At 53.6% G+C, this 24,181-nt stretch carries 26 protein-coding genes, 1 pseudogene and 1 other annotated feature; of the genes and pseudogenes, 12 read left to right on the top strand and 15 right to left on the bottom strand.

The window, feature by feature from the left end; translation table 11 throughout:
- Positions 1-123: 123 nt before the first annotated feature.
- From oppB to oppF, 4 genes are read left to right on the top strand one after another with little or no spacing between them, the layout of a single operon-like run.
- Positions 124-1,044, top strand: coding sequence for an oligopeptide ABC transporter permease OppB (oppB, locus tag J8X26_RS06440; protein ID WP_152325914.1), 921 nt, complete (start codon positions 124-126; stop codon positions 1,042-1,044).
- Between the two features lie 15 nt (positions 1,045-1,059).
- Complete coding sequence (oppC, locus tag J8X26_RS06435; protein ID WP_152325915.1) at positions 1,060-1,968, top strand: oligopeptide ABC transporter permease OppC; 909 nt, start codon at positions 1,060-1,062, stop codon at positions 1,966-1,968.
- 11 nt (positions 1,969-1,979) lie between these two features.
- Positions 1,980-3,005: an ABC transporter ATP-binding protein gene (locus J8X26_RS06430; RefSeq protein WP_208950467.1), complete on the top strand. Its 1,026-nt coding sequence runs from the start codon at positions 1,980-1,982 to the stop codon at positions 3,003-3,005.
- A gap of 29 nt (positions 3,006-3,034) precedes the next feature.
- Entirely contained in the window at positions 3,035-4,039 is a 1,005-nt protein-coding gene (gene oppF, locus J8X26_RS06425; protein WP_208950472.1) for a murein tripeptide/oligopeptide ABC transporter ATP binding protein OppF, read from the top strand.
- 196 nt (positions 4,040-4,235) lie between these two features.
- Here oppF and J8X26_RS06420 read toward each other — a convergent pair whose 3' ends face one another.
- Complete coding sequence (locus J8X26_RS06420; protein ID WP_195812954.1) at positions 4,236-4,565, bottom strand: HI1450 family dsDNA-mimic protein; 330 nt, start codon at positions 4,563-4,565, stop codon at positions 4,236-4,238.
- Positions 4,566-4,640: 75 nt separating this feature from the next.
- The gene (gene cls, locus J8X26_RS06415; RefSeq protein WP_152325917.1) at positions 4,641-6,101 is read right to left on the bottom strand and encodes a cardiolipin synthase; all 1,461 of its coding nucleotides are present in this window, start codon (positions 6,099-6,101) and stop codon (positions 4,641-4,643) included.
- A 289-nt stretch (positions 6,102-6,390) separates the two neighbouring features.
- Here cls and J8X26_RS06410 point away from each other — a divergent pair, with 289 nt between their 5' ends.
- A complete protein-coding gene (locus J8X26_RS06410; protein ID WP_015697085.1) occupies positions 6,391-6,573 on the top strand; it encodes a YciY family protein in 183 nt (60 codons plus the stop codon).
- Here the strand turns inward: J8X26_RS06410 and J8X26_RS06405 are convergent, their stop codons facing one another.
- From J8X26_RS06405 to J8X26_RS06395, 3 genes are all read right to left on the bottom strand, one after another.
- Positions 6,574-6,735, bottom strand: coding sequence for a YnfU family zinc-binding protein (locus J8X26_RS06405; protein WP_015697086.1), 162 nt, complete (start codon positions 6,733-6,735; stop codon positions 6,574-6,576). It abuts the gene before it with no gap.
- Positions 6,736-6,851: 116 nt separating this feature from the next.
- Positions 6,852-7,142, bottom strand: a complete 291-nt coding sequence (locus tag J8X26_RS06400; protein WP_152325918.1) for a zf-TFIIB domain-containing protein — start codon at positions 7,140-7,142, stop codon at positions 6,852-6,854.
- A 174-nt stretch (positions 7,143-7,316) separates the two neighbouring features.
- Positions 7,317-7,613, bottom strand: coding sequence for a YciI family protein (locus J8X26_RS06395; protein ID WP_152325919.1), 297 nt, complete (start codon positions 7,611-7,613; stop codon positions 7,317-7,319).
- Positions 7,614-7,826: 213 nt separating this feature from the next.
- On the opposite strand from J8X26_RS06395, the gene J8X26_RS06390 reads away from it, so the two are divergent.
- Positions 7,827-8,558: an energy transducer TonB gene (locus tag J8X26_RS06390; RefSeq protein WP_165057122.1), complete on the top strand. Its 732-nt coding sequence runs from the start codon at positions 7,827-7,829 to the stop codon at positions 8,556-8,558.
- Between the two features lie 76 nt (positions 8,559-8,634).
- Here J8X26_RS06390 and yciA read toward each other — a convergent pair whose 3' ends face one another.
- From yciA to J8X26_RS06370, 4 genes are all read right to left on the bottom strand, one after another.
- Positions 8,635-9,075, bottom strand: coding sequence for an acyl-CoA thioester hydrolase YciA (gene yciA, locus J8X26_RS06385; protein WP_104921632.1), 441 nt, complete (start codon positions 9,073-9,075; stop codon positions 8,635-8,637).
- Between the two features lie 78 nt (positions 9,076-9,153).
- Entirely contained in the window at positions 9,154-9,693 is a 540-nt protein-coding gene (locus J8X26_RS06380) for a septation protein A (protein WP_208950466.1), read from the bottom strand.
- 99 nt (positions 9,694-9,792) lie between these two features.
- Complete coding sequence (locus J8X26_RS06375; RefSeq protein ID WP_152325922.1) at positions 9,793-10,548, bottom strand: YciC family protein; 756 nt, start codon at positions 10,546-10,548, stop codon at positions 9,793-9,795.
- A gap of 88 nt (positions 10,549-10,636) precedes the next feature.
- Positions 10,637-11,038, bottom strand: a complete 402-nt coding sequence (locus J8X26_RS06370; RefSeq protein WP_152325923.1) for a YkgJ family cysteine cluster protein — start codon at positions 11,036-11,038, stop codon at positions 10,637-10,639.
- A 293-nt stretch (positions 11,039-11,331) separates the two neighbouring features.
- Here J8X26_RS06370 and ompW point away from each other — a divergent pair, with 293 nt between their 5' ends.
- Positions 11,332-11,964 (top strand): outer membrane protein OmpW, encoded by a 633-nt coding sequence (gene ompW, locus J8X26_RS06365; protein WP_152325924.1) that lies wholly within the window; start codon positions 11,332-11,334, stop codon positions 11,962-11,964.
- 71 nt (positions 11,965-12,035) lie between these two features.
- On the opposite strand, the gene J8X26_RS06360 is transcribed toward ompW, so the two are convergent.
- The 6 genes and pseudogenes from J8X26_RS06360 to J8X26_RS06330 form a co-directional block, all read right to left on the bottom strand.
- Entirely contained in the window at positions 12,036-12,350 is a 315-nt protein-coding gene (locus J8X26_RS06360) for a BON domain-containing protein (RefSeq protein ID WP_152325925.1), read from the bottom strand.
- Between the two features lie 224 nt (positions 12,351-12,574).
- Entirely contained in the window at positions 12,575-13,381 is an 807-nt protein-coding gene (gene trpA / locus J8X26_RS06355) for a tryptophan synthase subunit alpha (RefSeq protein ID WP_165057130.1), read from the bottom strand.
- A complete protein-coding gene (gene trpB, locus J8X26_RS06350; RefSeq protein WP_152325927.1) occupies positions 13,381-14,571 on the bottom strand; it encodes a tryptophan synthase subunit beta in 1,191 nt (396 codons plus the stop codon). The genes trpA and trpB overlap by 1 nt, the downstream gene beginning before the upstream one ends.
- A gap of 43 nt (positions 14,572-14,614) precedes the next feature.
- Positions 14,615-15,979 (bottom strand): bifunctional indole-3-glycerol-phosphate synthase TrpC/phosphoribosylanthranilate isomerase TrpF, encoded by a 1,365-nt coding sequence (gene trpCF / locus J8X26_RS06345; protein ID WP_208950465.1) that lies wholly within the window; start codon positions 15,977-15,979, stop codon positions 14,615-14,617.
- A gap of 3 nt (positions 15,980-15,982) precedes the next feature.
- Positions 15,983-17,586: pseudogene (trpD, locus tag J8X26_RS27620) on the bottom strand (bifunctional anthranilate synthase glutamate amidotransferase component TrpG/anthranilate phosphoribosyltransferase TrpD).
- A 1-nt stretch (position 17,587) separates the two neighbouring features.
- Positions 17,588-19,150, bottom strand: a complete 1,563-nt coding sequence (locus J8X26_RS06330) for an anthranilate synthase component 1 (RefSeq protein ID WP_165057133.1) — start codon at positions 19,148-19,150, stop codon at positions 17,588-17,590.
- Between the two features lie 42 nt (positions 19,151-19,192).
- Positions 19,193-19,295 (bottom strand) — a sequence feature (Trp leader region).
- A gap of 337 nt (positions 19,296-19,632) precedes the next feature.
- Here J8X26_RS06330 and J8X26_RS06325 point away from each other — a divergent pair.
- The 5 genes from J8X26_RS06325 (at position 19,633) to cobS (ending at position 24,180) form a co-directional block, all read left to right on the top strand.
- Positions 19,633-20,556 (top strand): PHP domain-containing protein, encoded by a 924-nt coding sequence (locus J8X26_RS06325; RefSeq protein WP_244370389.1) that lies wholly within the window; start codon positions 19,633-19,635, stop codon positions 20,554-20,556.
- Positions 20,557-20,627: 71 nt separating this feature from the next.
- Positions 20,628-21,248, top strand: a complete 621-nt coding sequence (locus J8X26_RS06320; protein WP_208950464.1) for an L-threonylcarbamoyladenylate synthase — start codon at positions 20,628-20,630, stop codon at positions 21,246-21,248.
- 566 nt (positions 21,249-21,814) lie between these two features.
- Complete coding sequence (rluB, locus tag J8X26_RS06315; RefSeq protein WP_259228644.1) at positions 21,815-22,735, top strand: 23S rRNA pseudouridine(2605) synthase RluB; 921 nt, start codon at positions 21,815-21,817, stop codon at positions 22,733-22,735.
- Between the two features lie 122 nt (positions 22,736-22,857).
- Positions 22,858-23,412, top strand: a complete 555-nt coding sequence (cobU, locus tag J8X26_RS06310; protein ID WP_208950463.1) for a bifunctional adenosylcobinamide kinase/adenosylcobinamide-phosphate guanylyltransferase — start codon at positions 22,858-22,860, stop codon at positions 23,410-23,412.
- A gap of 15 nt (positions 23,413-23,427) precedes the next feature.
- Entirely contained in the window at positions 23,428-24,180 is a 753-nt protein-coding gene (gene cobS, locus J8X26_RS06305) for an adenosylcobinamide-GDP ribazoletransferase (protein WP_208950462.1), read from the top strand.
- Position 24,181 lies beyond the last annotated feature (1 nt).

The raw sequence follows: 24,181 nt of genomic DNA, 5'->3' as shown, positions 1-24,181 counted from the left end.
TTTTTAGCGCGAAATTTTCGTGCTGAAGCAAAGAGCCACCATGACGGTAATCACCCGATGGCCGTCGTGATCAAGCCATAAACTATCAAGCTGTAGTGACAGGCTTAGAAACAGGTACGGGCAATGTTAAAGTTTATTTTACGCCGCTGTCTGGAAGCGATTCCGACGCTATTCATTCTGATCACCATTTCGTTTTTTATGATGCGTCTCGCACCGGGCAGCCCTTTTACGGGTGAGCGTAATCTTCCGCCAGAAGTGATGGCGAACATTGAGGCGAAATATCACCTCAATGACCCGATGTATAAGCAGTATTTCCACTACTTAGAACAGCTGGCGAAAGGTGATTTCGGCCCGTCGTTCAAATACAAGGATTACACCGTTAATGATCTGGTTGCGGCCTCGTTCCCGGTTTCAGCGAAACTCGGGCTGGCGGCATTTATCATGGCGATTTTCTTTGGTGTGTCGGCGGGTGTTGTTGCTGCGCTGAATCAAAACACGAAATGGGATTATACCGTGATGGGCGTGGCGATGACCGGGGTAGTTATTCCCAGTTTCGTGGTTGCGCCGTTACTGGTGCTGATATTTGCGATTACCCTGAAATGGCTGCCGGGCGGGGGCTGGAATGGCGGCGGAGCGAAATACATGATCCTGCCGATGGTCGCACTCTCACTGGCGTATATTGCCAGTATCGCGCGTATCACCCGCGGTTCTATGATTGAAATTCTGCACTCCAACTTCATCCGTACGGCTCGCGCCAAAGGTTTACCGCTGCGTCGCATTATTCTGCGTCACGCACTGAAGCCCGCGCTGCTGCCGGTACTGTCCTATATGGGGCCAGCTTTTGTTGGGATCATCACCGGTTCTATGGTTATCGAGAGCATTTTCGGATTGCCGGGCATCGGCCAGCTGTTTGTTAACGGAGCATTAAACCGTGACTACTCGCTGGTTCTCAGCCTGACCATTTTGGTGGGCGCATTGACCATTCTGTTCAATGCAATCGTCGACGTGCTGTACGCCGTCATCGACCCGAAAATCCGTTATTAATGCCGGAGTACGTCAATGATCTTAAGTAAAAAAAATAGCGACGTCGTCGAAAACTTCAGCGAAAAGCTGGAAGTTGAAGGCCGCAGTTTGTGGCAGGACGCGCGACGCCGGTTTATGCATAACCGCGCTGCGGTCACCAGCCTGATTGTGTTGGCCTTTATCGCACTTTTCGTTACGTTTGCGCCGATGTTGTCACAGTTTGCCTACGACGATACTGACTGGAACATGATGTCTGGCGCGCCTGATTTCGCCTCTCATCACTATTTCGGCACCGATTCTTCTGGCCGTGATTTGCTGGTGCGTGTGGCTATCGGCGGGCGCATTTCCTTGATGGTCGGTGTGGCTGCGGCCCTGGTGGCGGTGATCCTCGGTACGCTGTACGGATCTTTGTCCGGCTATCTGGGCGGTAAAATCGACTCCGCCATGATGCGCCTGCTGGAAATCCTTAACTCCTTCCCGTTCATGTTCTTCGTTATCCTGCTGGTAACGTTCTTCGGGCAGAATATCCTGTTGATCTTCGTGGCAATCGGGATGGTGTCCTGGCTGGACATGGCGCGTATTGTTCGCGGTCAGACCCTCAGCCTGAAACGCAAAGAATTCATCGAAGCTGCGCTGGTGAGTGGTGTGAACACGCGCAATATCGTTTTGCGTCACATCGTCCCTAACGTGCTGGGTGTCGTGGTGGTGTATGCGTCACTGCTGGTTCCAAGCATGATCCTGTTCGAATCCTTCCTGAGCTTCTTAGGTTTGGGTACGCAGGAGCCACTGAGCAGCTGGGGCGCGTTGCTGAGCGACGGCGCCAACTCGATGGAAGTTTCACCTTGGTTGCTGCTGTTCCCGGCAGGTTTCCTGGTTGTCACTCTGTTCTGTTTCAATTTTATCGGCGATGGCCTGCGTGATGCCCTCGACCCGAAAGATCGTTAAGGAGTGCGACCATGAGCACAATTGAACATTCCACATTTGCAGCACCTGCCGCAACTGAGGGCACAGCGTCGCCGATTCTTTTAGATGTCAAAGACCTGCGCGTGACCTTCGCGACACCGGACGGTGATGTTACCGCCGTTAACGACCTTAACTTCGATCTGCGTGCTGGTGAAACACTCGGTATTGTCGGGGAATCTGGTTCCGGTAAATCCCAGACTGCCTTCGCCCTGATGGGGTTGCTGGCCAGCAACGGCCGCATCGGCGGGACGGCGAAATTCAACGGTCGAGAGATCCTGAACCTGCCACAAAACCAGTTGAACAAGCTGCGTGCAGAACAGATTTCGATGATTTTCCAGGATCCGATGACGTCCCTCAACCCGTACATGCGCGTTGGGGAACAGCTGATGGAAGTCCTGATCCTGCATAAAAAACTTAGCAAGCGTGAAGCGTTTGAAGAGTCCGTGCGCATGCTGGACGCTGTAAAAATGCCGGAAGCCCGCAAGCGCATGAAAATGTACCCGCATGAATTCTCCGGTGGCATGCGCCAGCGCGTGATGATTGCGATGGCCTTGCTGTGTCGTCCGAAATTGCTGATTGCCGATGAGCCAACCACGGCACTGGATGTGACCGTTCAGGCGCAGATCATGACGTTACTCAATGAGCTGAAAGCTGAGTTTAATACTGCCATTATCATGATTACCCATGATCTGGGTGTGGTCGCCGGTATTTGCGACAAAGTGCTGGTGATGTACGCCGGTCGTACCATGGAATATGGCCGCGCACGCGATGTCTTCTACGAGCCTTGCCATCCGTATTCCATCGGCCTGCTCAATGCAGTTCCGCGTCTGGATGCCGAGGGGGGTGCGATGCTGACCATTCCGGGAAATCCGCCAAACCTGCTGCGTCTGCCAAAAGGCTGCCCGTTCCAGCCACGTTGCCCGCATGCCATGGATATTTGTGCCTCTGCACCGCCGCTTGAGCGTTTCGGTGATGGTCGCTTACGTGCCTGCTACAAGCCGCTGGAGGAACTGATATGACAGACAACACAGTAATGAACAGTGCGGCTATGAATTCGTTCGCGCCCGAGAAAAAAGTTCTGCTCGAAGTGGCGGATCTTAAAGTCCATTTCGACATCAAAGACGGCAAACAATGGTTCTGGCAACCGTCCAAAACGCTGAAAGCAGTAGACGGCGTGACGCTGCGTCTTTACGAAGGCGAAACGCTGGGCGTGGTAGGCGAATCGGGTTGCGGCAAATCGACGTTTGCCCGCGCACTGATTGGCCTGGTTAAAGCCACAGACGGGCGGGTGGCCTGGTTGGGCAAAGATCTGCTGAACATGTCTGACAGCGAATGGCGTCACACGCGCAGCGATATCCAGATGATTTTCCAGGATCCGCTGGCGTCCCTGAATCCGCGTATGACTATCGGCGAAATCATCGCTGAGCCGCTGAAAACCTATAACCCGAAAATGCCTCGTTCCGAGGTGAAAGAAAAAGTGAAGGCGATGATGCTGAAGGTCGGGCTGTTGCCTAACCTGATCAACCGTTACCCTCACGAATTTTCGGGCGGCCAGTGCCAGCGTATCGGTATTGCCCGCGCGCTGATCCTTGAGCCAAAACTGATTATCTGTGACGAACCGGTTTCAGCGCTGGACGTTTCTATTCAGGCACAGGTCGTCAACCTGTTGCAGCAATTGCAGCGTGAAATGGGCCTGTCACTGATTTTCATCGCGCACGATCTGGCGGTGGTTAAACACATTTCTGACCGTGTTCTGGTGATGTATCTGGGCCACGCGGTTGAGCTGGGTACGTATGACGAGGTGTATAACAATCCTCAGCATCCGTATACTCGCGCGCTGATGTCTGCGGTGCCGGTTCCGGACCCGGACAAAGAGCGCAACAAAACCATTCAGCTGCTTGAAGGGGAGTTACCTTCGCCGATCAACCCGCCATCAGGTTGCGTGTTCCGTACGCGCTGCCCGATTGCCGGGCCGGAATGTGCGATAACCCGCCCGTTGCTGGAAGGGAGTTTCCGCCATGCGGTTTCCTGCCTGAAAGTTGATCCGCTCTGATTAACGTGCGGTAAACCTGAAGCATAAAAAAACCTGCCATTGGCAGGTTTTTCTTTTTCAACATTCAACTAACCCTAAATCATTCGAGCTGTATCAAGGCGGCAACTGAATAAATCCCCGGCAGCATACACAAGTATGTGACCGGGGTGAATGAAGGCAGCCAGCGCAGGGACAGCTTAAAGGATGACGGGTGAGATTATTCTTTCCAGAGGATGTGACACAGCTTGTGATCTTTCTCACGGCACAATAATACACGTGCGAAAATATCATTAATCGGCTGGTCTTCCGCATCGGCCAGACCGATGACGACTTCAGCGAAGAAATCCGGGTTTAAGTCGAAATCAACATGCTCAACCCAGTCTTCCGCCGGATCATATAATTCAGCGCCGCCGCGTTCTTCAAATTGCAGATTGAAGATCAGGATATCTGCAGGATCCAGGTTGTCTCCGGCCAGCTCCAGAAAGATGTCATAGGCTTGTTCAAGCGTTTCGTCTTCGGTCAGGCGATTATTCAGGTCCATATTAATTCTCGTTTACAGATGAATGTGTTCAGGCTTATGCAAGCCGGTACTGCGTGTATTACATCACGCCCGACGCGGCTTTTACAGCAGCGGACTGAAAAAGTAGAACAAACGTTCGACGATGCGATGCCAGAACGGGCGCTTAAGCCAGGCTTCAACATCCAGCAGATGAGAGCGGGCAATGTAATCTTCCTGCACACGGCCCAGGTCGTCACCGAATCCGGCGTCATCAATGACCAGTGTTATCTCAAAATTCAGCCACAGGCTGCGCATATCGAGATTCACGGTGCCGACCAGACTGAGCTGACCGTCGACCAGAATGCTTTTGGTATGCAGCAGGCCATCTTCAAACTGATAGATTTTTACGCCAGCCTCCAGCAACTCGCCAAAGAAAGCTTTGCTCGCCCAGTCCACCATCATCGAATCATTTTTCATTGGCAGAATGATACTGACATCGACTCCACGCTGTGCCGCCGTGCAGATGGCATGCAGCAGGTCATCGCTTGGCACCAGATACGGCGTGGTCATCACCAGCTGCTCGCGGGCAGAATAGGTAGCGGTCAGCAATGCCTGGTGGATCATATCTTCCGGGAAGCCCGGCCCGGAGGCGATCACCTGAATGGTATGGCCGCTTTCCTGCTCGAACGGCATCTGATTCAGGTCAGGTTCCGGCGGCAGAATACGTTTCCCGGTCTCAATTTCCCAGTCGCAGGAATACACAATACCCATTGTAGTGGCGACCGGGCCTTCCATACGCGCCATCAGGTCAACCCACTGACCCACGCCGGCATTTTGTTTAAAGAAACGCGGATCGACCATATTCATGCTGCCGGTATAAGCAACATAGTTGTCGATGAGCACGACTTTACGGTGCTGACGTAAGTCCATACGGCGCAGGAACACGCGGAAAAGGTTCACCTGCAACGCTTCCACAACTTCAATACCGGCATTGCGCATCATGGCCGGATAAGGGCTGCGGAAGAACGCCACGCTGCCTGCGGAATCCAGCATCAGACGACAGTGGATACCGCGACGGGATGCGGCCATCAGCGATTCTGCAACCTGATCTACCAGCCCGCCGGGCTGCCAGATGTAAAACACCATCTCGATATTACTGCGTGCCAGCCCGATATCGCGCATCATGGCTTTGAGCACGTCGTCACTGGTGGTCAGCAATTGCAACTGATTGCCTTTGACGCCCGCAATGCCCTGGCGGCGTTCGCAGAGCTGGAAAAGCGACGCGGCGATTTCGCTGTTTTCAGTGGCAAAAATACGTTTGCAGTCTTTGAGATCGTTCAGCCACCGCGCCGTTGAAGGCCACATGGCTTTTGCGCGCTCGGCGCGGCGTTTACCTAAATGCAGTTCACCGAATGAGAGATAGGCAATAATACCGACCAGCGGAATGATGTAAATAATCAGCAGCCACGCCATGGCGGAAGGCACCGCGCGGCGTTTCATCAAAATACGCAAGGTCACGCCGGCAATCAGTAACCAGTAACCGAAAACCAGAAGTCCGCTGATTACCGTATAAAATGTTGTCATAAAGGCGAAAAATCCTGTTCGCAAGCTGTCGAAGTGAGTGTACGGGAAAGAGGGGGACTTTTAACCAACTTTATCCCACCAATCAATCAGCTACCTCTTAAATATGTATCCGATTAATAAAAGTTTCACTGTCCTGACATCAAGGTTAGCTGATAACGCTGAATAAGGGAAAAACAAGACTTGGATCACAACGTCATCGGCCTATAATGTCCCCGCAGTTTTTTACGATGAGAAATTTTCCGGCTAAGAAACGCTTCCGTTAATAACGGTCATCACGGGACACAGGTGAATGAAACGCAGTAAAAATGAAGTCGGCCGCTGGCGCATGTTACGCCAGACTCAGCGCCGGAGAAGCCGCTGGCTGGAAGGTCAGTCGAGACGCTATCGTCACATCTACCGAATTCGTCAGATTCATCATCAGCAACATCAGCGTTTGTCATTGTATGCCGTGAACTACGAATGGAATGCGTGATTAGCGGGATTTAGGCTGAAACAGCGCGCCACATTTTTTACAAACCAGCGTGGAGTTTTTGCGCACTTTTGCGCTCATCTGTTCAGAAACGTAACCGCATTCCGGGCAGGTGACCTTCGTGGTCGTACTGGTTAGAAACTTCAATCCGTCGAAGAATGACATAGTGCTTACCTCGTGGGCAGGGGTAGTCATCCTAACACACAACGGATGAAAGCAATGTGACGGCTTTGGAGAAATGGCGCCAGAGCGTTTCTGCTACGGCGCGCGCTTCCCGTTATTCAGTCGAAAAGCTCTGAAAGAAAACTCTTCTTTTTATACGGTTTTTGTGAGGAATAATGGTCGCGATTGTCATGCCCGCTGTGATGACGGTGATCGTCGCGGCGTGCGGCTTCTGCATAGCGTGGTGCGGAAGGACGTTCCGTCTGCTGGATCACGGCGGATTTCTCGATGATTTTATCCAGCTCTCCCCGGTCAAGCCAGACGCCACGGCAATCCGGGCAATAGTCGATTTCTATACCCTGACGTTCTGACATAACCAGCTGACTTTCTTTGCATACAGGACATTGCATATCGGGCTCTCCGCGCGGTATTTATTAATAAGTGATGCAGTGAATGTTCAGGTAACCGGATATTTAGACAATCAATTGCTGTAAGCAAAAGTAAAGTTGCTTAAAACAAGGGCCGAGGCAGAGATGAAGTGCAGATAAGCAAAAGGCGGGCAGCATGAGACTGCCCGTCGGAAATCAGAATACGCGTTTGAACGGTTTCACCGTCACCGCTTTATAAACACCTGCGGCGACATACGGATCAGCGTCAGCCCACACTTTGGCGGCTTCAAGAGTTTCAAATTCGACGACCAGCAGGGAACCGGTCATTCCCGCAGCGCCCGGGTCTTCGCTGTCGATGGCCGGTGTCGGGCCGCCAATCAGGACGCGGCCTTGTTCCTGCAATTTTTTCAGACGTTCGATGTGCGCCGGGCGCGCAAGTGTGCGTTTTTCCAGTGAGTCGGAAACGTCTTCAGAATAAATAACGTAAAGCATGAGTCACCTTTAATGGGTTTTTATTGAGCAATTTCAGGCCGCCATCGGCAGTCAGATCATTTTGCAGAATTAACATAGCTAAACCTGAAGCCCGGGGAAAGTGCTTTGCGTGGGATCAAAGCAAAGGTTATTTGAGAATAGTTGCCATCTCGGTGTTGAATATGATTGCTATTTACATTTAAACTTGCGGCTTCACGGGGAAAATGAATCATTATGCCGCTAAAAAAGTTTAGATTTATCCGCAAGGTTACATTGCCTGCCGTTCTTTCTGTCACTTTGCACATTGCTGTTATTGCGGGTGTTTTGTACATGGCAGTCGGTGAGTCAATCAAGTTGCCGACGCAGGAACAAAAAGTCATGAGTGTGACGATGGTCAACCCGGCTGACTTTGCGCCACCTCCGCCGCCGCCACAGCCTGAGCCAGCACCGCCGGAACCTGAGCCTGAACCGGAAGTGGTGCCAGAGCCTCCGCCGCCGCCGGAAGCGGTTGTGATCCCGGAACCGCCGAAGCCTAAACCTAAGCCGGTGAAAAAACCAGTCGTGAAGCCAAAAGTGAAACCGGTTGAACGTCCGGTGGAAAAACCAACGCAAACGGTACAAACCGCGCCCGTCACCAGCAATCAGCCGGTCACGAAGCCAGTGAGCCAGCCACCTGCGTCCACCAATGCCCAGAGCAACACCGGGCCGCGACCGCTGCAACGTGGTGAACCGATGTATCCGGCGCGTGCGCTGGCGCTGCGTATCGAAGGACGTGTCCGTGTGCAGTTTGATGTCGACGGTGATGGCCGCGTACAAAATATCCGCGTACTTTCCGCAGAGCCGCGCAACATGTTTGAGCGTGAAGTGAAACAGGCAATGGGGAAATGGCGTTACGAACCGAAGGCCGCCAGCAACTTAGTGGTTAACCTGGTGTTCAAAATCAAAGGCGGCACCACCGTCGAATAAAGCGGCATCGTGCCCCTTGCTCCATAAAAAGGTCGCCTTCAGGGCGACCTTTGTCTTTCATACTGCCGCGTTCTGTTTAATCCTGAGAAACACCACCAGAATCAACACTGAAATTGCTGCGTCCGTCAGGCAACTGGCGCGATTTTCCAGATTCATCCACCGCAACGTACGTGAACACTGCTTCAGTGGCCCTGTAGCGCTGTCCGATAGGCTCAGAGGAGACCTTCTTCACCCACACTTCAACGTTGATGGTGATCGAGCTGTTGCCGGTACGAATACAGCGTGCATAACAACACACCACATCACCCACAGCGACCGGCTTGAGGAACGTCATGCCGTCCACACGAACGGTCACTACGCGGCCTTTAGCGATTTCCTTCGCCTGGATCGCGCCGCCCATGTCCATCTGTGACATCAGCCATCCGCCAAAGATATCGCCGTTTGCATTGGTGTCCGCCGGCATGGCCAGCGTACGCAATACCATTTCACCATTGGGTAAACTCTGTTTTTCGTTCATGTTTGATTGCTTCACAGTGATCAATGTTTTATTCAAAACAACGAAGGCCTTCAAAAGAAGGCCCGTGCAGAAGAATGCTTATTTTTTTTCATCATCCGGCATATGCCGGTAAATATAGATGCCGCTGAGTAGCGTGAAGACCAGCGTCAGAACGGTAAGTCCGAACACTTTGAAGTTAACCCAGACATTCTGTGGCAGCCAGAAAGCCACGTAGATATTTGCCAGACCGCACAGCAGGAAGAAAATCGCCCAGCTGACATTCAGCTTATTCCAGACGTGGTCGGGAAGCGTCAGCTCTTTGCCCAACATGCGCTGAATCAGAGGCTTTTTCAGAACCAGCTGGCTTATCAGTAAAGCGCCGGAGAACAGAACGTAAATGACGGTGACTTTCCATTTAATGAATTCATCATTATGGAAGACCAGCGTCAGGGTGCCAAAAACAGCCACCATGGCGAAGGTGATTAACGTCATTTTCTCAATTTTGCGATACATCACCCAGGTGATGACTAACGCCAGCGCAGTGGCAGCGATCAACGCGCCTGATGCGACAAAAATGTCGTAAAGCTTATAAACCACAAAAAAGACAATCAGGGGAAGAAAATCGAGGAGCTGCTTCATACTTCATTCCATGTTTTATGTATGGGATGACTATACCGGAATCATTTACCGGACAAAAGAAAAGGGCGCCGGAGCGCCCCTGAAAAAGTTATGTCACTATTAAACATGTAATTTCATGTAAAGACGGAACAGATAAATCAGGATAAATGCCGTGATGACATTGCTGAGTGCGCCGAAAATCACCGCGCTTATCATCGGATTCAACGCACTTAACGCGCCGACGAAAAGCATCAGAACCACCTGCGCCAGAATCCACATCAAAACACCCGGCGCAACCAGGCGCACATGGCTGAAGGCCAGACGGGTGCTCAGACGCATGGCTTTAAACATCCCGACCTGCTCTTTACAGGCGATGATTGGCGACATTGACCAGGCAATGGCAATCAGAAACGCAGGCACGAAAAGCAGCGCCAGACCGAGACGGAACATCACGCTGAAGACGAACAGCAAAAGAATTAAGCGCGGCAACACCGGCAAAGAAGCGGTCACCACCTGGGTTACGCTGGCGCGCACGCCCTGTGAAACCAGCTGGATCAGCGTCAGGATCCCGCCAACCAGAATCACATTTCCGGCCAGCGTCGAGAACAGCGCCGCAATGCTGTAGCGGAAAATGGCGCTTTGCTGTTCCGGCGTGACCTGTTGCTCAATGAAACCCATCATATCGGCGACGCTCATGCCCGCCATGTTGTTCATAAGTTGCCCGATAGCATCAAGCTGATCGGCTGACGGGCTTAAAATCCAGCTCAATATGACGGTAATTAATGCGGCCAGCAGGGAAAGCGCGAAAACGCTACTCAGCTGATTACGCAAAAAATTATAACTGTCACGGTACAATGTACTGGCCGTGATAGACATGGACGCTCCTTGGCACAAGCTAAAAATAACAAGGCGGGGATTGTAACCTGTAATAGGCCCCCGCCGATACTTTTGCGCTGACTTCCTGTCAGTCAGCCTGATGAACCTCTGCCAGCTCTGGCGTGAAAGCCCCGACATCAATCATCGGTAAATCCACATCCAGCGGCGGCAGGCCGTAACGCGCACGTGCGCGATCGCAGGCCGTATTGGCGACACCGTTCAGCCCCGACTGATCAAACTCGCGGCAGGGTGTCGGGCGGTTAAGGTAAACAGAACAGGAAACCGATTGTCCCACTTCCCCTTCCAGAGCCACACAGCGAGGCGACTTGCTGTTGGTGCCTTTCATGCAGCTCAAAAAAGGCGTGACTTGTTCTGTCAGTGCCTGCGGAACAACGCCGCCAGCTTCTTCAGATTCAGCCCAATAAAATGAAACACGGAAATAGGCGCAGCACGCGCCACAGGTCATACAAGGATTATTAATTTCGCTCATCTTGGGAAGCTACCGACTCCTTACGGCACCAAACCAAAACCAACAGGGTTCAGGCAAATTACGCAGCGGCATTTTTTTTAGCAACTGAAATTTTTGGGCTTTAATGAAACAGCAAAATCCCCTCGTTTTTGATGCAGATCAATTCCTTTGTTTTTAGAGATTTAGATCGGATTGAGAAAGATGCAATTTATGAAAAATTGTTTTAAAGATGTGATCCCGCTTTGATCAAACCGTACCAAAGAGTAGGTATCATTCGCGCGGCCAATAAATAAACCACACAAAGGGAAGGGACAATGAAAGCAGCATATTGGGCATTAGTGGCAGCAGCGGCATTTCCGGCAATCGCGAGCGCACATGAAGCAGGGGATGTGATTGTTCGTGTAGGGACAGCAACCGTTCGTCCAACCGAAGGTTCAGACAACGTCCTGGGGCTGGGTTCTTTTAACATCAATAACAACACGCAGATGGGTTTGACGCTCGGCTATATGTTTACCGACAACATCGGGATGGAACTGCTGGCCGCGACGCCATTCCAGCATAAAATCGGTCTGAAAAGCACCGGAACAATTGCTGAAGTGAAACAGTTGCCGCCGTCATTGATGGCGCAATACTACTTTGGGGATAAGCGCGACAAACTGCGTCCGTACCTCGGTTTGGGTATCAACTACACCACCTTCTACGATACGAATTTCAACCAGACCGGGCGCGATGCCGGGCTTTCTGATCTGAGCGTAAAAGACTCCTGGGGCGTGGCCACGCAGGCGGGCCTGGATTACAATCTCGATGATAACTGGCTGATCAACATGTCGGTCTGGTGGATGGATATCGATACCGAAGTTAAATTCAAAGCAGGCGGCGAGCAGCAAAACATCAACACCCGGATTGATCCATGGGTCTTTATGTTTGGCGTCGGCTATCGTTTCTGATATTGCCTGTTACGTTGCAAAAAAAAGAGGCGCTTTGGCGCCTCTTCGTATTTCATCAGAAAGATCTCTGATTATTTCAGTCGCATATCGTTCTCGATGGAGCGTACACCCGCCACGCCACGCGTGACTTCTACCGCACGGTTTGCATCTGCCGTTGACGTCACGAAACCACTCAACTGAACGCGGCCTTTGAAGGTCTCAACGCTGATTTCCCGTGATTTGATGGTCTTATCGGCCAGCAGGGCGGATTTGACTTTCGTGGTGACTACGGTGTCATCGATGTAACCACCCGTGCCTTCAGATTTTTTTGTCGGTGCGCAGGCGGCCACGGCCATGACGACCACTGCGGCCATGCAGAAAGCAGACAATGTCTTGAATAGCTTCATAAATAACTCTCCATGCTTTGTTATAAAACCAAAAGTCACCCGATTCAGACTCAGGCAAACAATACTTCGAGCACCCGTATTGTTATTGATTTGCCGAGTGATTTTAGTTTGGATTATTGGCGGGCTTTATACAAATCGAATGGAGAAAAAAAACGTAAGAATTTAAAAGAAACAGAACCTTAGTCAGGCATTGAATAAGGTTCTGTTTGCAGAAGCGCACGCGTTTACGCGCGGGTGGCGGCTTTCATTTCACTGACGAAACGGGAAAGCTGAGCCAGCATTTCTGAAGGCTGATGCTGATTATTCTCTATGATGCGTACCGTCGCGGAACCGGAAATAGCCCCCGCCGCACCGGCGGCCAGCGTTTCTTTCACCTGTGAAGGCTCAGAAATTCCGAAGCCTTGCAAAGGCGGCGCTGCGTTATATTCACGCAGTTTATCCACCAGATGATTCAGCGGCGTCAGGGCGCGTTTTTCCGTCCCGGTCACACCGGCGCGTGACAGCAAATAGGTGTAGCCGCGGCCATGAGAGGAAATCTCGCGCAGCAGATCGTCTGACGCATTCGGCGGGCAGATGAAGATCGGCGCGATGCCGTGACGCAGCGCCGCCGCGCGGAACGGGGCCGATTCTTCAAACGGCACGTCGGCGACCAGCACGGAGTCCACGCCCACGTCAGCGCAACGCTGGTAGAAAGTTTCGATGCCGTTATGGAACACCAGGTTGGCGTACATCAGCAGGCCGATCGGGATATCCGGATGTTTTTCGCGAATGCGCGCCAGCATATTGAAGCATTGTGTTGGCGTCACCCCGGCGGCAAACGCGCGCAGGTTGGCGTTCTGAATCGTCGGGCCGTCTGCCAGCGGATCAGAGAACGGAATGCCCAGCTCCAGCGCGTCGGCACCGGCTTCAATCAGCGTATCGATGATGGACAGGGACAGCTCAACGCCCGGATCACCCAGCGTCACGAAGGGAACAAAGGCACCTTCTTTTTTGCTTTCCAGACGCTTAAATAATTGCTGATAACGTTCCATTAAATTTCTCCCCGGGCAGTCAGGATGTCATGTACGGTGAAAATATCTTTGTCGCCGCGGCCAGAAAGATTCACCACCAGAATTTGTTCTTTCTCTGGCGTTTCCTTGATAAGTTTCAGCGCGTAAGCCAGCGCGTGTGAAGATTCCAGTGCCGGAATAATCCCTTCATGGCGGGACAATTCTTTAAAGGCGTCCAGTGCTTCGTCATCGGTAATCGATACATATTCCGCGCGGCCGATGCTGTTCAGGAAAGCATGCTGCGGCCCGACAGACGGGAAATCCAGACCGGCAGAAATCGAATAAGATTCTTCAATCTGGCCTTCTGAGGTTTGCATCATCGGGGCTTTCATCCCGAAATAGATACCGACGTGACCATGTTTGAGCGGCGCGCCGTGTTGCCCGGTTTCGATACCCAGGCCACCCGGTTCAACACCAATCAGCTTCACGCTGGTGTCATCGATGAAATCGGCAAACATACCGATGGCGTTAGATCCACCGCCGACGCAGGCGATCACCGCATCCGGCAGACAGCCTTCGCGTTCCTGCATCTGCGCTTTGGTTTCTTCGCCAATCATGCGCTGGAATTCACGCACGATGGTCGGATAAGGATGCGGACCTGCCGCGGTACCCAGCATATAGTGAGCGGTTTCATAGCTGCCAGACCAGTCGCGCAATGCCTCGTTACAGGCATCTTTCAGCGTGGAAGAGCCGCTGTGAACCGGGATCACTTCAGCGCCCATCAGACGCATACGAAACACGTTCGGTGACTGGCGTTCAATGTCTTTCGCGCCCATATAAATCCGGCACTTCAGGCCGAGCAGGGCACAGGCCAGAGCGGACGCCACACCGTGCTGACCGGCACCGGTTTCAGCGATGATTTCGGTCTTGCCCATGCGCTTTGCCAGCAACGCCTGACCCAGCACCTGGTTGGTTTTGTGCGCGCCGCCGTGCAGCAGATCTTCACGCTTGAGATACAGCTTGGTTTTAGTGCCTGCGGTCAGGTTTTTACACAATGTCAGCGCCGTCGGACGGCCTGCATAGTTTTTCAGTAAATCGATGAATTCAGCCTGAAACGCCGGGTCACGCTGCGCGCTGACAAAAGCTTCTTCCAGCTGCACCAGCGCAGGCATCAGAATTTGCGGGACGTACTGGCCGCCAAATTCGCCGAAGTAGGGATTAAGTAAAGTCATGTGATTCCATCCTGTCTGTCAATTTTTGCGTCACTGCGGGAAATTAATAAGCCCGCAATGTCTGGAATACGGCGGTAATTTTACCCGCATCTTTAATGCCCGGTTCGCTCTCGACGCCTGAATTGAAATCCAGACCCGCACAACCGAGCTGCGCGGCCTCGACGCAATTATCTGCGCTCAGGCCACCGGCCAGCAGAACATTGCTCAGGTCTTGTCCGGCCAGTTTGCTCCAGTCGAAACGATGCCCTGTTCCGCCTTTACCGTTATCGAGAACGTAACGGTCAACGTGATTCAGATTGCGTGCCGGCATCGTGTCTTTCACGCTCAGCGCTTTCCAGATCTGCACCGCAGAAGGCAACTCTCTGCGCAGGGCGTCGATATACGCCTGATCTTCATCGCCATGAAGCTGCACGGCGGTGAGATTCAGCGCCTGAGCGGTTTGCGCGACGTCAGCAAGTGGCGCATCGCGGAACACGCCGACGTATTTCAGCGGTGCGCCGTTTTGCACTTCTTTCGCCTGCGGCTGTGTCACGAAACGCGGAGAGGCGTCGACAAAAATCAGCCCGCCGTAAATCGCGCCGGCGTCATGGGCGGCTTTCGCATCCTGCGCACGGGTCAGGCCGCACACTTTGTTGTCGCCAAGCAGCACACGGCTGACGGCGGTATTCAGGTCGGGCTCTGACATCAGCGCGCTGCCAATCAGGAAACCGTTAGCAAAACGGCTGAGTTCGCGGATCTGGCCGTAGGTATTAATGCCGGATTCGCTGATGACCGTTACGCCGTGCGGCACGCGGGGCGCCAGTTCACGGGTGCGGTTGAGGTCTATCGACAAATCGCGCAGATCACGGTTATTGATACCGACCACTTTCGCTTTCAGATTCACCGCACGTTCCAGCTCTTCTTCATTACTGGCTTCGGTCAGCACACCCATATTCAGGCTGTGCGCGACGGCGGCGAGTTGCACGTATTGTTCATCGCTGAGTACGGACAGCATCAGCAAAATGGCATCGGCCTGATAAAAGCGCGCCAGATGAATCTGATACGGGTCAATAATAAAGTCTTTGCACAACACCGGCTGCGTGACGGTTTTGCTCACCAGCGGCAGAAAATCAAAGCTGCCCTGGAAGTATTTTTCGTCCGTCAGAACGGAAATGGCCGATGCGTAGTTTTTGTAAACACCGGCAATTTCTACCGGATCAAAGTTCTCGCGGATCTTTCCTTTGGAAGGCGACGCCTGCTTGCACTCGAGAATAAAAGCCGTTCTTGCACCCTGAAGTGCGTCGTAAAAACTGCGCTGGCTTTGCGTTATTTCGTTCTGAAAGCTGGCCAGCGGTTGTTGTTCTTTACGTTCCGCGACCCAAACTTCCTTATCGCGAACAATTTTGTGGAGCACGGTTTCCTGCTGCATCACTTATCCTCTTGCTGCCAATGCAATCACGCGCTGGTAGGGTTCACCGCTGCGCATGACATCTAAAGCCTGTTGAGCGTTTTGCTTCAAATCTTCCTGACCGAAAAGACGCAGTAACATCGCCACATTCACGGCTACCGCAGCTTCATGGGCCGGATCACCTTTACCTTGTAATAAGCGTGCCAGAATGTCACGGTTTTCTTCCGGCTCGCCGCCCAGCAGGGATTCGATCGGATAATTGTCCAGCCCGAAGTCCTGCGGTGTCACTTCATAGGTGGTGATTTCGCCGTCTTTCAGTTCAGCAACCTGTGTTGCCGAGTGAATCGCCACTTCATCCATTCCACCACCGTGAACCACCGCCGCACGCTCGTAACCGAGGGCGCGCAGGGTTTCTGCTATCGGCTTCACCAGTTCCGGGCTGTACACGCCAATCAGTGCCAGCGGCGGACGCGCCGGGTTAATCAGCGGGCCGAGCACGTTGAACAGCGTGCGGGTTTTCAGCGCTTTACGCACCGGCATCGCATGGCGGAAACCGGTGTGATATTGCGGTGCGAACAGGAAGCACACATTCAAATCGTCCAGCGCCGCGCGGGATTCTTCCGCTGGCATATCCAGACGGATGCCGAAAGCGGCCAGTAGATCCGATGAACCTGAACGGCTGGACACGCTGCGGTTACCGTGTTTCGCCACGCGTGCGCCACAGGCCGCGGCCACAAAGGCGCTGGCGGTGGAAATATTGATGCTGTTGGTACCGTCGCCGCCGGTGCCGACGATATCCGCGAACGGATAATCAGGGCGCGGGAACGGTTCGGCGTGTGCCAGTAAGGCTTTTGCGGCACCGGCGATTTCAGCGGGCTGCTCGCCGCGCACTTTCATGCTGATCAGCGCCGCCGCTAACTGCGCGGGTTCCAGCTCACCGTTCACGATGGCGGTAAATAACTGCTGGCTTTCTTCCTGCGTCATCGCCTGAGCCTGATAGAGATTTTCGAGAATGCCGGGGATAGTTTGCGTTTTCATGACAGTTCTCCTTACGCCAAAGCCCAGGCCAGTGTCTGCTCAAGCAGACGAGCGCCCTGTGAAGTTAAAATGGATTCCGGATGGAACTGGAAGCCGCAAACGCGATCTTCTTCGTGACGCACTGCCATCACCATGTCGCCGAAGCGGGCGTTAACGGTCAGCCCTTCAGGGATCTGACTGCCGACCAGCGAGTGATAACGCGCTACCGGCAGCGGGTTATTCATGCCCGCGAACATCGCTTCGTTGTCATGCGTAACAGAAGAGGCTTTACCGTGCAGGATTTCACCTGCCTGACCGACGAAACCGCCGTAGGTTTCCACAATCGCCTGATGTCCGAGACAGATACCGATAATCGGTAACTGACCGCGCAGACGTTTCAGAAGTTCCGGCATACAGCCCGCTTCTGACGGCGTGCCCGGTCCCGGAGAAAGCACCAGCACCGGTTTTTCCAGCTGGCTGAGTTTTTCGATTATCACGTCAGCCGGGATCTGATTACGGTAGATCACCACGTTATGGCCGCTGGAACGCAGCTGATCGACCAGGTTGTACGTAAAAGAATCCACGTTATCGATGAGTAAAATGTCGGCCATCTTAAAATACCTCTTTCGCATTGTGGGCAGTGGCGATGGCACGCAGCACGGCACGGGCTTTATTACGGGTTTCGTCAGCTTCGGCTTGCGGTACGGAATCGAGCACCACGCCGCCGCCCGCCTGAACGGTTGCAATGCCGTCTTCTACATACGCGGAGCGGATCACGATGCAGGTATCCAGATCCCCGTGTGCGGTGAAATAGCCCACCGCGCCGCCGTAACTGCCACGACGTGTTTGCTCAGACGCTGAAATAAGCTGCATGGCGCGGACTTTTGGTGCGCCGGTCAGCGTGCCCATATTCATGACGGCCTGATAAGCGTGCAGCACGTCCAGATCGGCACGCAGCGTGCCGATAACGCGGGAAACCAGATGCATCACGAAAGAGTAACGGTCAACTTTAGTCAGGTCAGCGACATAACGGCTGCCCGGTTCGCAGATACGCGCCAGATCGTTACGCGCTAAATCCACCAGCATCAGATGCTCGGCCAGCTCTTTATGGTCGGTCCGCATTTCCAGTTCGATGCGGCTGTCGAGATCCAAATCCAGTGAACCATCAGCACGACGACCGCGCGGACGGGTACCGGCAATCGGATAAATTTCAATCTGACGGTTAGACGCGTCATATTTCAGTGCGCTTTCCGGCGATGCGCCGAACAGTGTGAAATCGTTGTCCTGCATGAAGAACATGTACGGGCTTGGGTTGTTGTTTTTCAGCGTTTCGTAGGCCGCCAGTGGAGCAGGGCATGGCAGGGAGAAACGGCGTGACGGCACAACCTGGAAGATTTCACCGGCGCGGATTGCCACTTTCATTTTCTCAACCACGGCACCAAACACTTCATCGGTCTGGTTCACGCTCAGCTGCATTTCCGGCACGCTCTGGTGCGGGATGGTATGTGGCGGCAATTGCAGCTGATGTTGCAGCTGTTCCAGACGTTCGTGCAGACGCTGTTTTTCCTCAGAGGACGGCGTAAACAGGCTGGCCTGCAAACGGCAGGTGCGGTTCTGGTGATCCAGCACCAGCAGGGTTTCTGCCAGATAGAAGCAGAAATCCGGGCAACGCTGGTCGGACGCTAACTGCGGCAAATCTTCAAAACCGGCAACCAGGTCATAAGCAAACAGGCCGCCGAGGAACATCGCTTCGCGCTCGTGTGCCGGAGATTCTACCGAGGTCAGAATGCTGCGCAGGGCGTCGAAAACAGAGCGGGAACGCAGACGGGCATCTTCATCCTGCATCTGGTCGATCGCCGGGAAAGTCAGTTCGCGGCCATTCGGGCGAACGTCATTGCGAATTTCAGACGGCAGCGCGCTGTCAATCAGCGGCAGCAACGACGCACCGTTCGGGGTCAGTGCCTGAATGGAAACCCGGGAACCCAGCGCGGTGATGCGCAGGGCGCTGTCGACAATCAACAGGCTCTTCAGGTTTTCCTTGCTGGTGACTTCTGAGGATTCCAGCAGCAGGGTCGCCGGACGCGCGCCGCACAGCTGATGAAAGATGGCCGTTGGATCGCCGCGGTAACATCCTTGTGCGGTCAGCAATTCTAAACGTGGTTTTTGAATAGTCATTTTGCTTCCTGAAATTTTCTGAACGTTTTCAAACAGACGGCCACAAAAAAGCCCGCGTTAAGCGGGCTTCGGAAATCTTGCAGCGTCTGATGACAGCTATGCGTGATTACTCCGCCCGACAAGGGGAAGTACGCCACCAGCTGAGAACCGCCATCATGTGAGTTTTCATCATCAGACACTCTTTTTAAGTTTGGGAAAGTTCGTGTTTATAAGAACTGCGCGTTCTTAAAACCTAAGCTTTCTGAATTCGTTTGTCACGCCGTTCATTACTGAATCATCCCGTGAACTTGCGTACTAGTAAACTAGTTCATGAAGGCAAAGTCAACCCTCAATTTGTCTGATTTCACACCTTTAGTGCGGTCAGATTGTTATCGCACCGTAACCGTGCGTAAAAACCGGGTGAAATCATCCCTAACGTGCACAGCGCTAACGCGTTATGATAAGTGCTGCATTCAGAAACAGGTTAAACCCCCGACGTGACGATGACTTCGCCAACAACAGCTTCACCCTCAGCAGACGATCAGACTTCCGGCACTGCATTCAGGATCTACGATCTCCACAGCCACACGACCGCATCGGACGGCTATTTAACGCCCGAAGCGCTGGTGGTCCGCGCCGTTGAAATGCGGGTTGGCGTTCTGGCGATCACCGATCACGACAGCACCGAAGGGCTGGCGCGTGCGGCGCGGGCGATAGCCAGCCAGCAACTTCCGCTGCAACTGGTGAACGGCGTTGAGATTTCGACGCTGTGGGAAAACCATGAGATTCATATCGTCGGATTAGGCATCGACCCTGAACATCCGGCGATGGTAAGTCTGCTGAAAAGTCAGGCTGAACTCCGCCAGCAGCGCGCGCAGGAAATGGGGCGCCGGCTGGCGAAAGCACGCATCGAAGGGGCGTGGGAAGGGGCGCTGCGTCTGGCGCAGGGCGGTGCAGTCACACGCGCGCACTTTGCCCGGTATCTGGTCGAATTTGGTGCGGCGGATAACATTGCGCAGGTCTTCAAAAAGTACCTCGCCAAAGGCAAGACCGGCTACGTTCCGCCACAGTGGTGTACAATAGAACAATCTATTGAAGCTATTCATCAGTCTGGCGGGCAGGCCGTCGTCGCGCATCCGGGACGTTATGACCTGTCGGCAAAATGGCTGAAACGCCTGCTGGCTTATTTTTCTGAGCACGGCGGTGATGCGATGGAAGTCGCGCAGTGTCAGCAGGCGCCGAACGAACGCGCGCAGCTGGCGGCCTTTGCCCGCGATTATCAACTGCTAGCTTCGCAAGGTTCTGATTTCCATCAGCCCTGCTCGTGGATTGAACTGGGGCGCAAACTTTGGCTTCCCGCAGGTGTGGAACCGGTGTGGAAAAACTGGCCGGTCACAGAAAAAAAGCCAGAAATTGAACGGGTCTGAACCCTGCTTTATGACGTCATTTTTTACGCTGACATCACAGAGGACAGACCTGAAAAGAATTGAGAGGAACAATGAGTCAATATTTCTATATTCATCCTGAAAATCCGCAGCCACGTCTGATCAGTCAGGCGGTTGAATTGCTGCGCAAAGGGAATGTGATCGTTTACCCGACCGATTCGGGCTACGCGCTGGGCTGCCGCCTGGAAGAAAAGAACGCGATGGAGCGCATTTGCCGTATCCGTCAGCTGGACGGCAACCACAACTTCACGCTGGTCTGCCGCGATTTGTCCGAGCTTTCCACTTACGCTTACGTGGATAACCAAGCTTTCCGTCTGATCAAAAATAATACGCCGGGCAACTACACGTTCATTCTGAAAGCGACGAAAGAAGTGCCGCGCCGTCTGATGAGCGAAAAGCGTAAGACGATCGGTTTACGTGTGCCGTCGAACCCGATTGCGCTTGCACTGCTCGACGCGCTGGGTGAACCGCTGATGTCCACCACGCTGATGCTGCCGGGTAATGACTTTGCGGAATCTGATCCGGAAGATATCAAAGATCGCCTGGGTAAACTGGTCGATCTGGTCATTGACGGCGGTTCGCTGGGCCAGCAGCCGACCACGGTCATCGATCTGACCGAGCCATCGCCGGAAGTCGTCCGCGAAGGCGCGGGTGATCCGACGCCGTTCCGGTAACTGCTGTTTGAAAAATAATCAGCCCGCAAATCCTCTGGCAGGATACAAATTGCGGATAAATGTGTATAATGGCGGGCTGACTTTTTTGTAAGTCGTTGTATTAAAGCGCAATAACGAATTTTGGCGGGCAGACAATGGGTCACATTGTGCTGCCGGCTCCCCCCGACGCCTGTGAAGGCGACAAATGAGGCTGCTCAATGAGCGAGAAGTATAATTCCCAGAAGCACACCAGCGATAAATCCAAACCGGCACGTTCGTCTGGTGACAAGCCTAAAAGCGGCAGAAATTCCGGCGCAGCGAAAAGCCGTCCGGAACCGTCGCGGGCTGAAAAGCGTGGCGAAAAGCCACGTACCGATAAGCCACGTTCTGACAAACCGCGTACCGATAAACCACGTGCTGATGCGGGTCGCAGCGATTCACGTTCTGATTCCCGTATTGAAAAACCCCGCATGGGCAAACCGGCACGTCCTGACAACGCGCGCGATGATAAAAAGCGTCCGCTGAAACCGCGTGGCACCAAGCCTAAAGCTGAAGCACTGTTTGATGAAAACGGTGACGAAGAAGAAGTGAAGTACCAGAAGCCGAAAAATGCGCTGGACAGCACCGAAGGGCAAACTGAAAAACTGCAAAAGGTTCTCGCGCGTGCGGGCCACGGTTCACGTCGTGAAGTTGAAGCGATGATCCAGGCTGGCCGTGTCAGCGTTGACGGTAAAATCTCAACGCTGGGCGATCGTGTTGAAGTCACCGGCGGGACAAAAATCCGTCTCGACGGCCACATCCTGTCGGTGATGGAGTCTCAGGACACCGTCTGCCGCGTGCTGGCGTACTACAAACCGGAAGGTGAACTGTGTACGCGCAGTGATCCGGAAGGGCGTCCGACCGTCTTTGACCGTTTGCCGAAAATGCGCGGTTCACGCTGGATTGCCGTGGGTCGTCTGGACGTAAACACCTCCGGTCTGCTGTTATTCACCACCGACGGTGAACTGGCTAACCGCCTGATGCACCCGAGCCGTGAAGTGGAACGTGAGTATGCGGTACGTGTATTCGGTCAGGTTGATGATGAAAAAATCAAACAACTGAGCCGTGGCGTACAGCTCGAAGACGGCCCTGCCGCTTTCCGCTCCATCAAATTCCAGGGCGGCGAAGGCCTGAACCAGTGGTACAACGTGACCCTGACAGAAGGGCGTAACCGTGAAGTTCGCCGTCTGTGGGAAGCCGTTGGCGTCCAGGTGAGCCGTCTGATCCGCGTGCGTTACGGTGACCTGAATCTGCCTAAAGGCCTGCCTCGCGGCGGCTATAAAGAGCTGGATCTGCCGGACATCAACTATCTGCGTACCCTGGTCGACATGACCGAAGAAACCGTCAGCAAACTGCCGGTTGAGCGCGATCGTCGTCGTGTTAAAGCTAACCAGATCCGTCGCGCCGTGAAGCGTCACACGTCTGTGGCTCCGGCACGTCGTACCACCGGACCGGCTAAACGGGGTTAATCGCTGACAAGCGAACGGCTAACCGTTATGCTCATAAACCGCAGCTCTCACCGGCTGCGGTTTTTTTTGCTCAAAAATCAGGGCGAAACGTGATTGTTCGCTTAACCCAAAGGGAGCCGATTATGATGCTGATTACCGGCGGTGCGCGCAGCGGCAAAAGCCGTTTTGCTGAACAGATCGTAGAAATACGGGGCGGAGAGGTGCTGTATATCGCCACGTCGGCGGTGACGGATACGGAAATGGCCGAGCGGATCCGCTTCCACCAGCAGCAGCGTCCGGCGCATTGGCACACGTTTGAAAGTCATCGTGATTTAGGCGACGTTGTGCGCCTGAAGCAGACTGAATTCCCGACGATCGTGATTGAATGCATCACAACGCTGATCACAAATCTGCTGTTTGATATGGCCGGTGAAACTGAGCCGGAAGCGATGGATTTCACCGCTATCGAAGAACATATTCTGGCGCAAATCACTGAACTCGCGGATGCCGCGCAGCATTGTGAAACGGAAGTGATTATCGTCACCAATGAAGTCGGTATGGGGATTGTGCCGGATAACCTGTTGTCGCGGCGCTTTCGTGACATCGCCGGGCGGGTGAACCAGCAACTGGCGGCTGCGGCGGATGACGTATATCTGGTGGTTTCCGGGATCCCGGTGCCGGTAAAAACGTCTGCGTAAAAAAAGGATATTACGATGATGACTTGGCGTCTGTTTCTCGCAACGTTGCAGTTCCTCACCCGCATACCGGTAAAAGAACGCTGGTGCGACGGTATTGAAATGAAGGATTACCCGCGCGGGATTGTGTATTTCCCTTTGGTCGGGCTGGTTGTCGGCCTGCTTTCTGCGCTGGTCTGGGGGATTCTGGTTCAGCACGTTGGCGTATTTCCGGCGGCGGTTGCCGCGGTTATCGCTCATATTATGCTGACCGGCGCACTGCACCTTGACGGGCTGGCGGACACCTGCGACGGGCTGTTCTCGGTGCGCAGCCGGGAACGCATTCTGGAGATTATGCGTGACAGCCGCATTGGCACCAACGGCGCACTGGCGCTGATTGTCGCGGTTTTACTGCGAACGGCGCTGATTTATCAGCTAAGTGCCGAAGGGCTGGCAGTATTTGCAGTGCTGGTCGTAACGCCCGTTATCGGGCGGGGAATGATGTCCGTCATGATGTTCAGACAGTCATACGCCCGTGAATCGGGCATGGGCAATCTGTTTATCGGCAAAATCAGCGAAGGGCGCTTTTATGCGACGCTGCTGCTGATGGCCGCCCTGGTTCTGTTTATCGCCGGTTTCTCCACGCTGTTTGCCCTGCTGGTGACGCTGTGCTTTACCTTCGCCTTCCGCCGTTTTGTCGCCAGCCGTATAGGCGGACAAACGGGTGACACGTTGGGTGCGGCCTGCGAATTAAGCGAACTGGTTTTTCTTATCTTCTTTTTATGGCACTGAG

Origin of the sequence: Rahnella sp. ChDrAdgB13, from assembly GCF_017655185.1 — a bacterium.
Lineage (GTDB): Bacteria > Pseudomonadota > Gammaproteobacteria > Enterobacterales > Enterobacteriaceae > Rahnella > Rahnella contaminans.
Note: the sequence above shows the minus strand (reverse complement) of the source record. Positions and strands in the feature narration are given on the sequence as shown.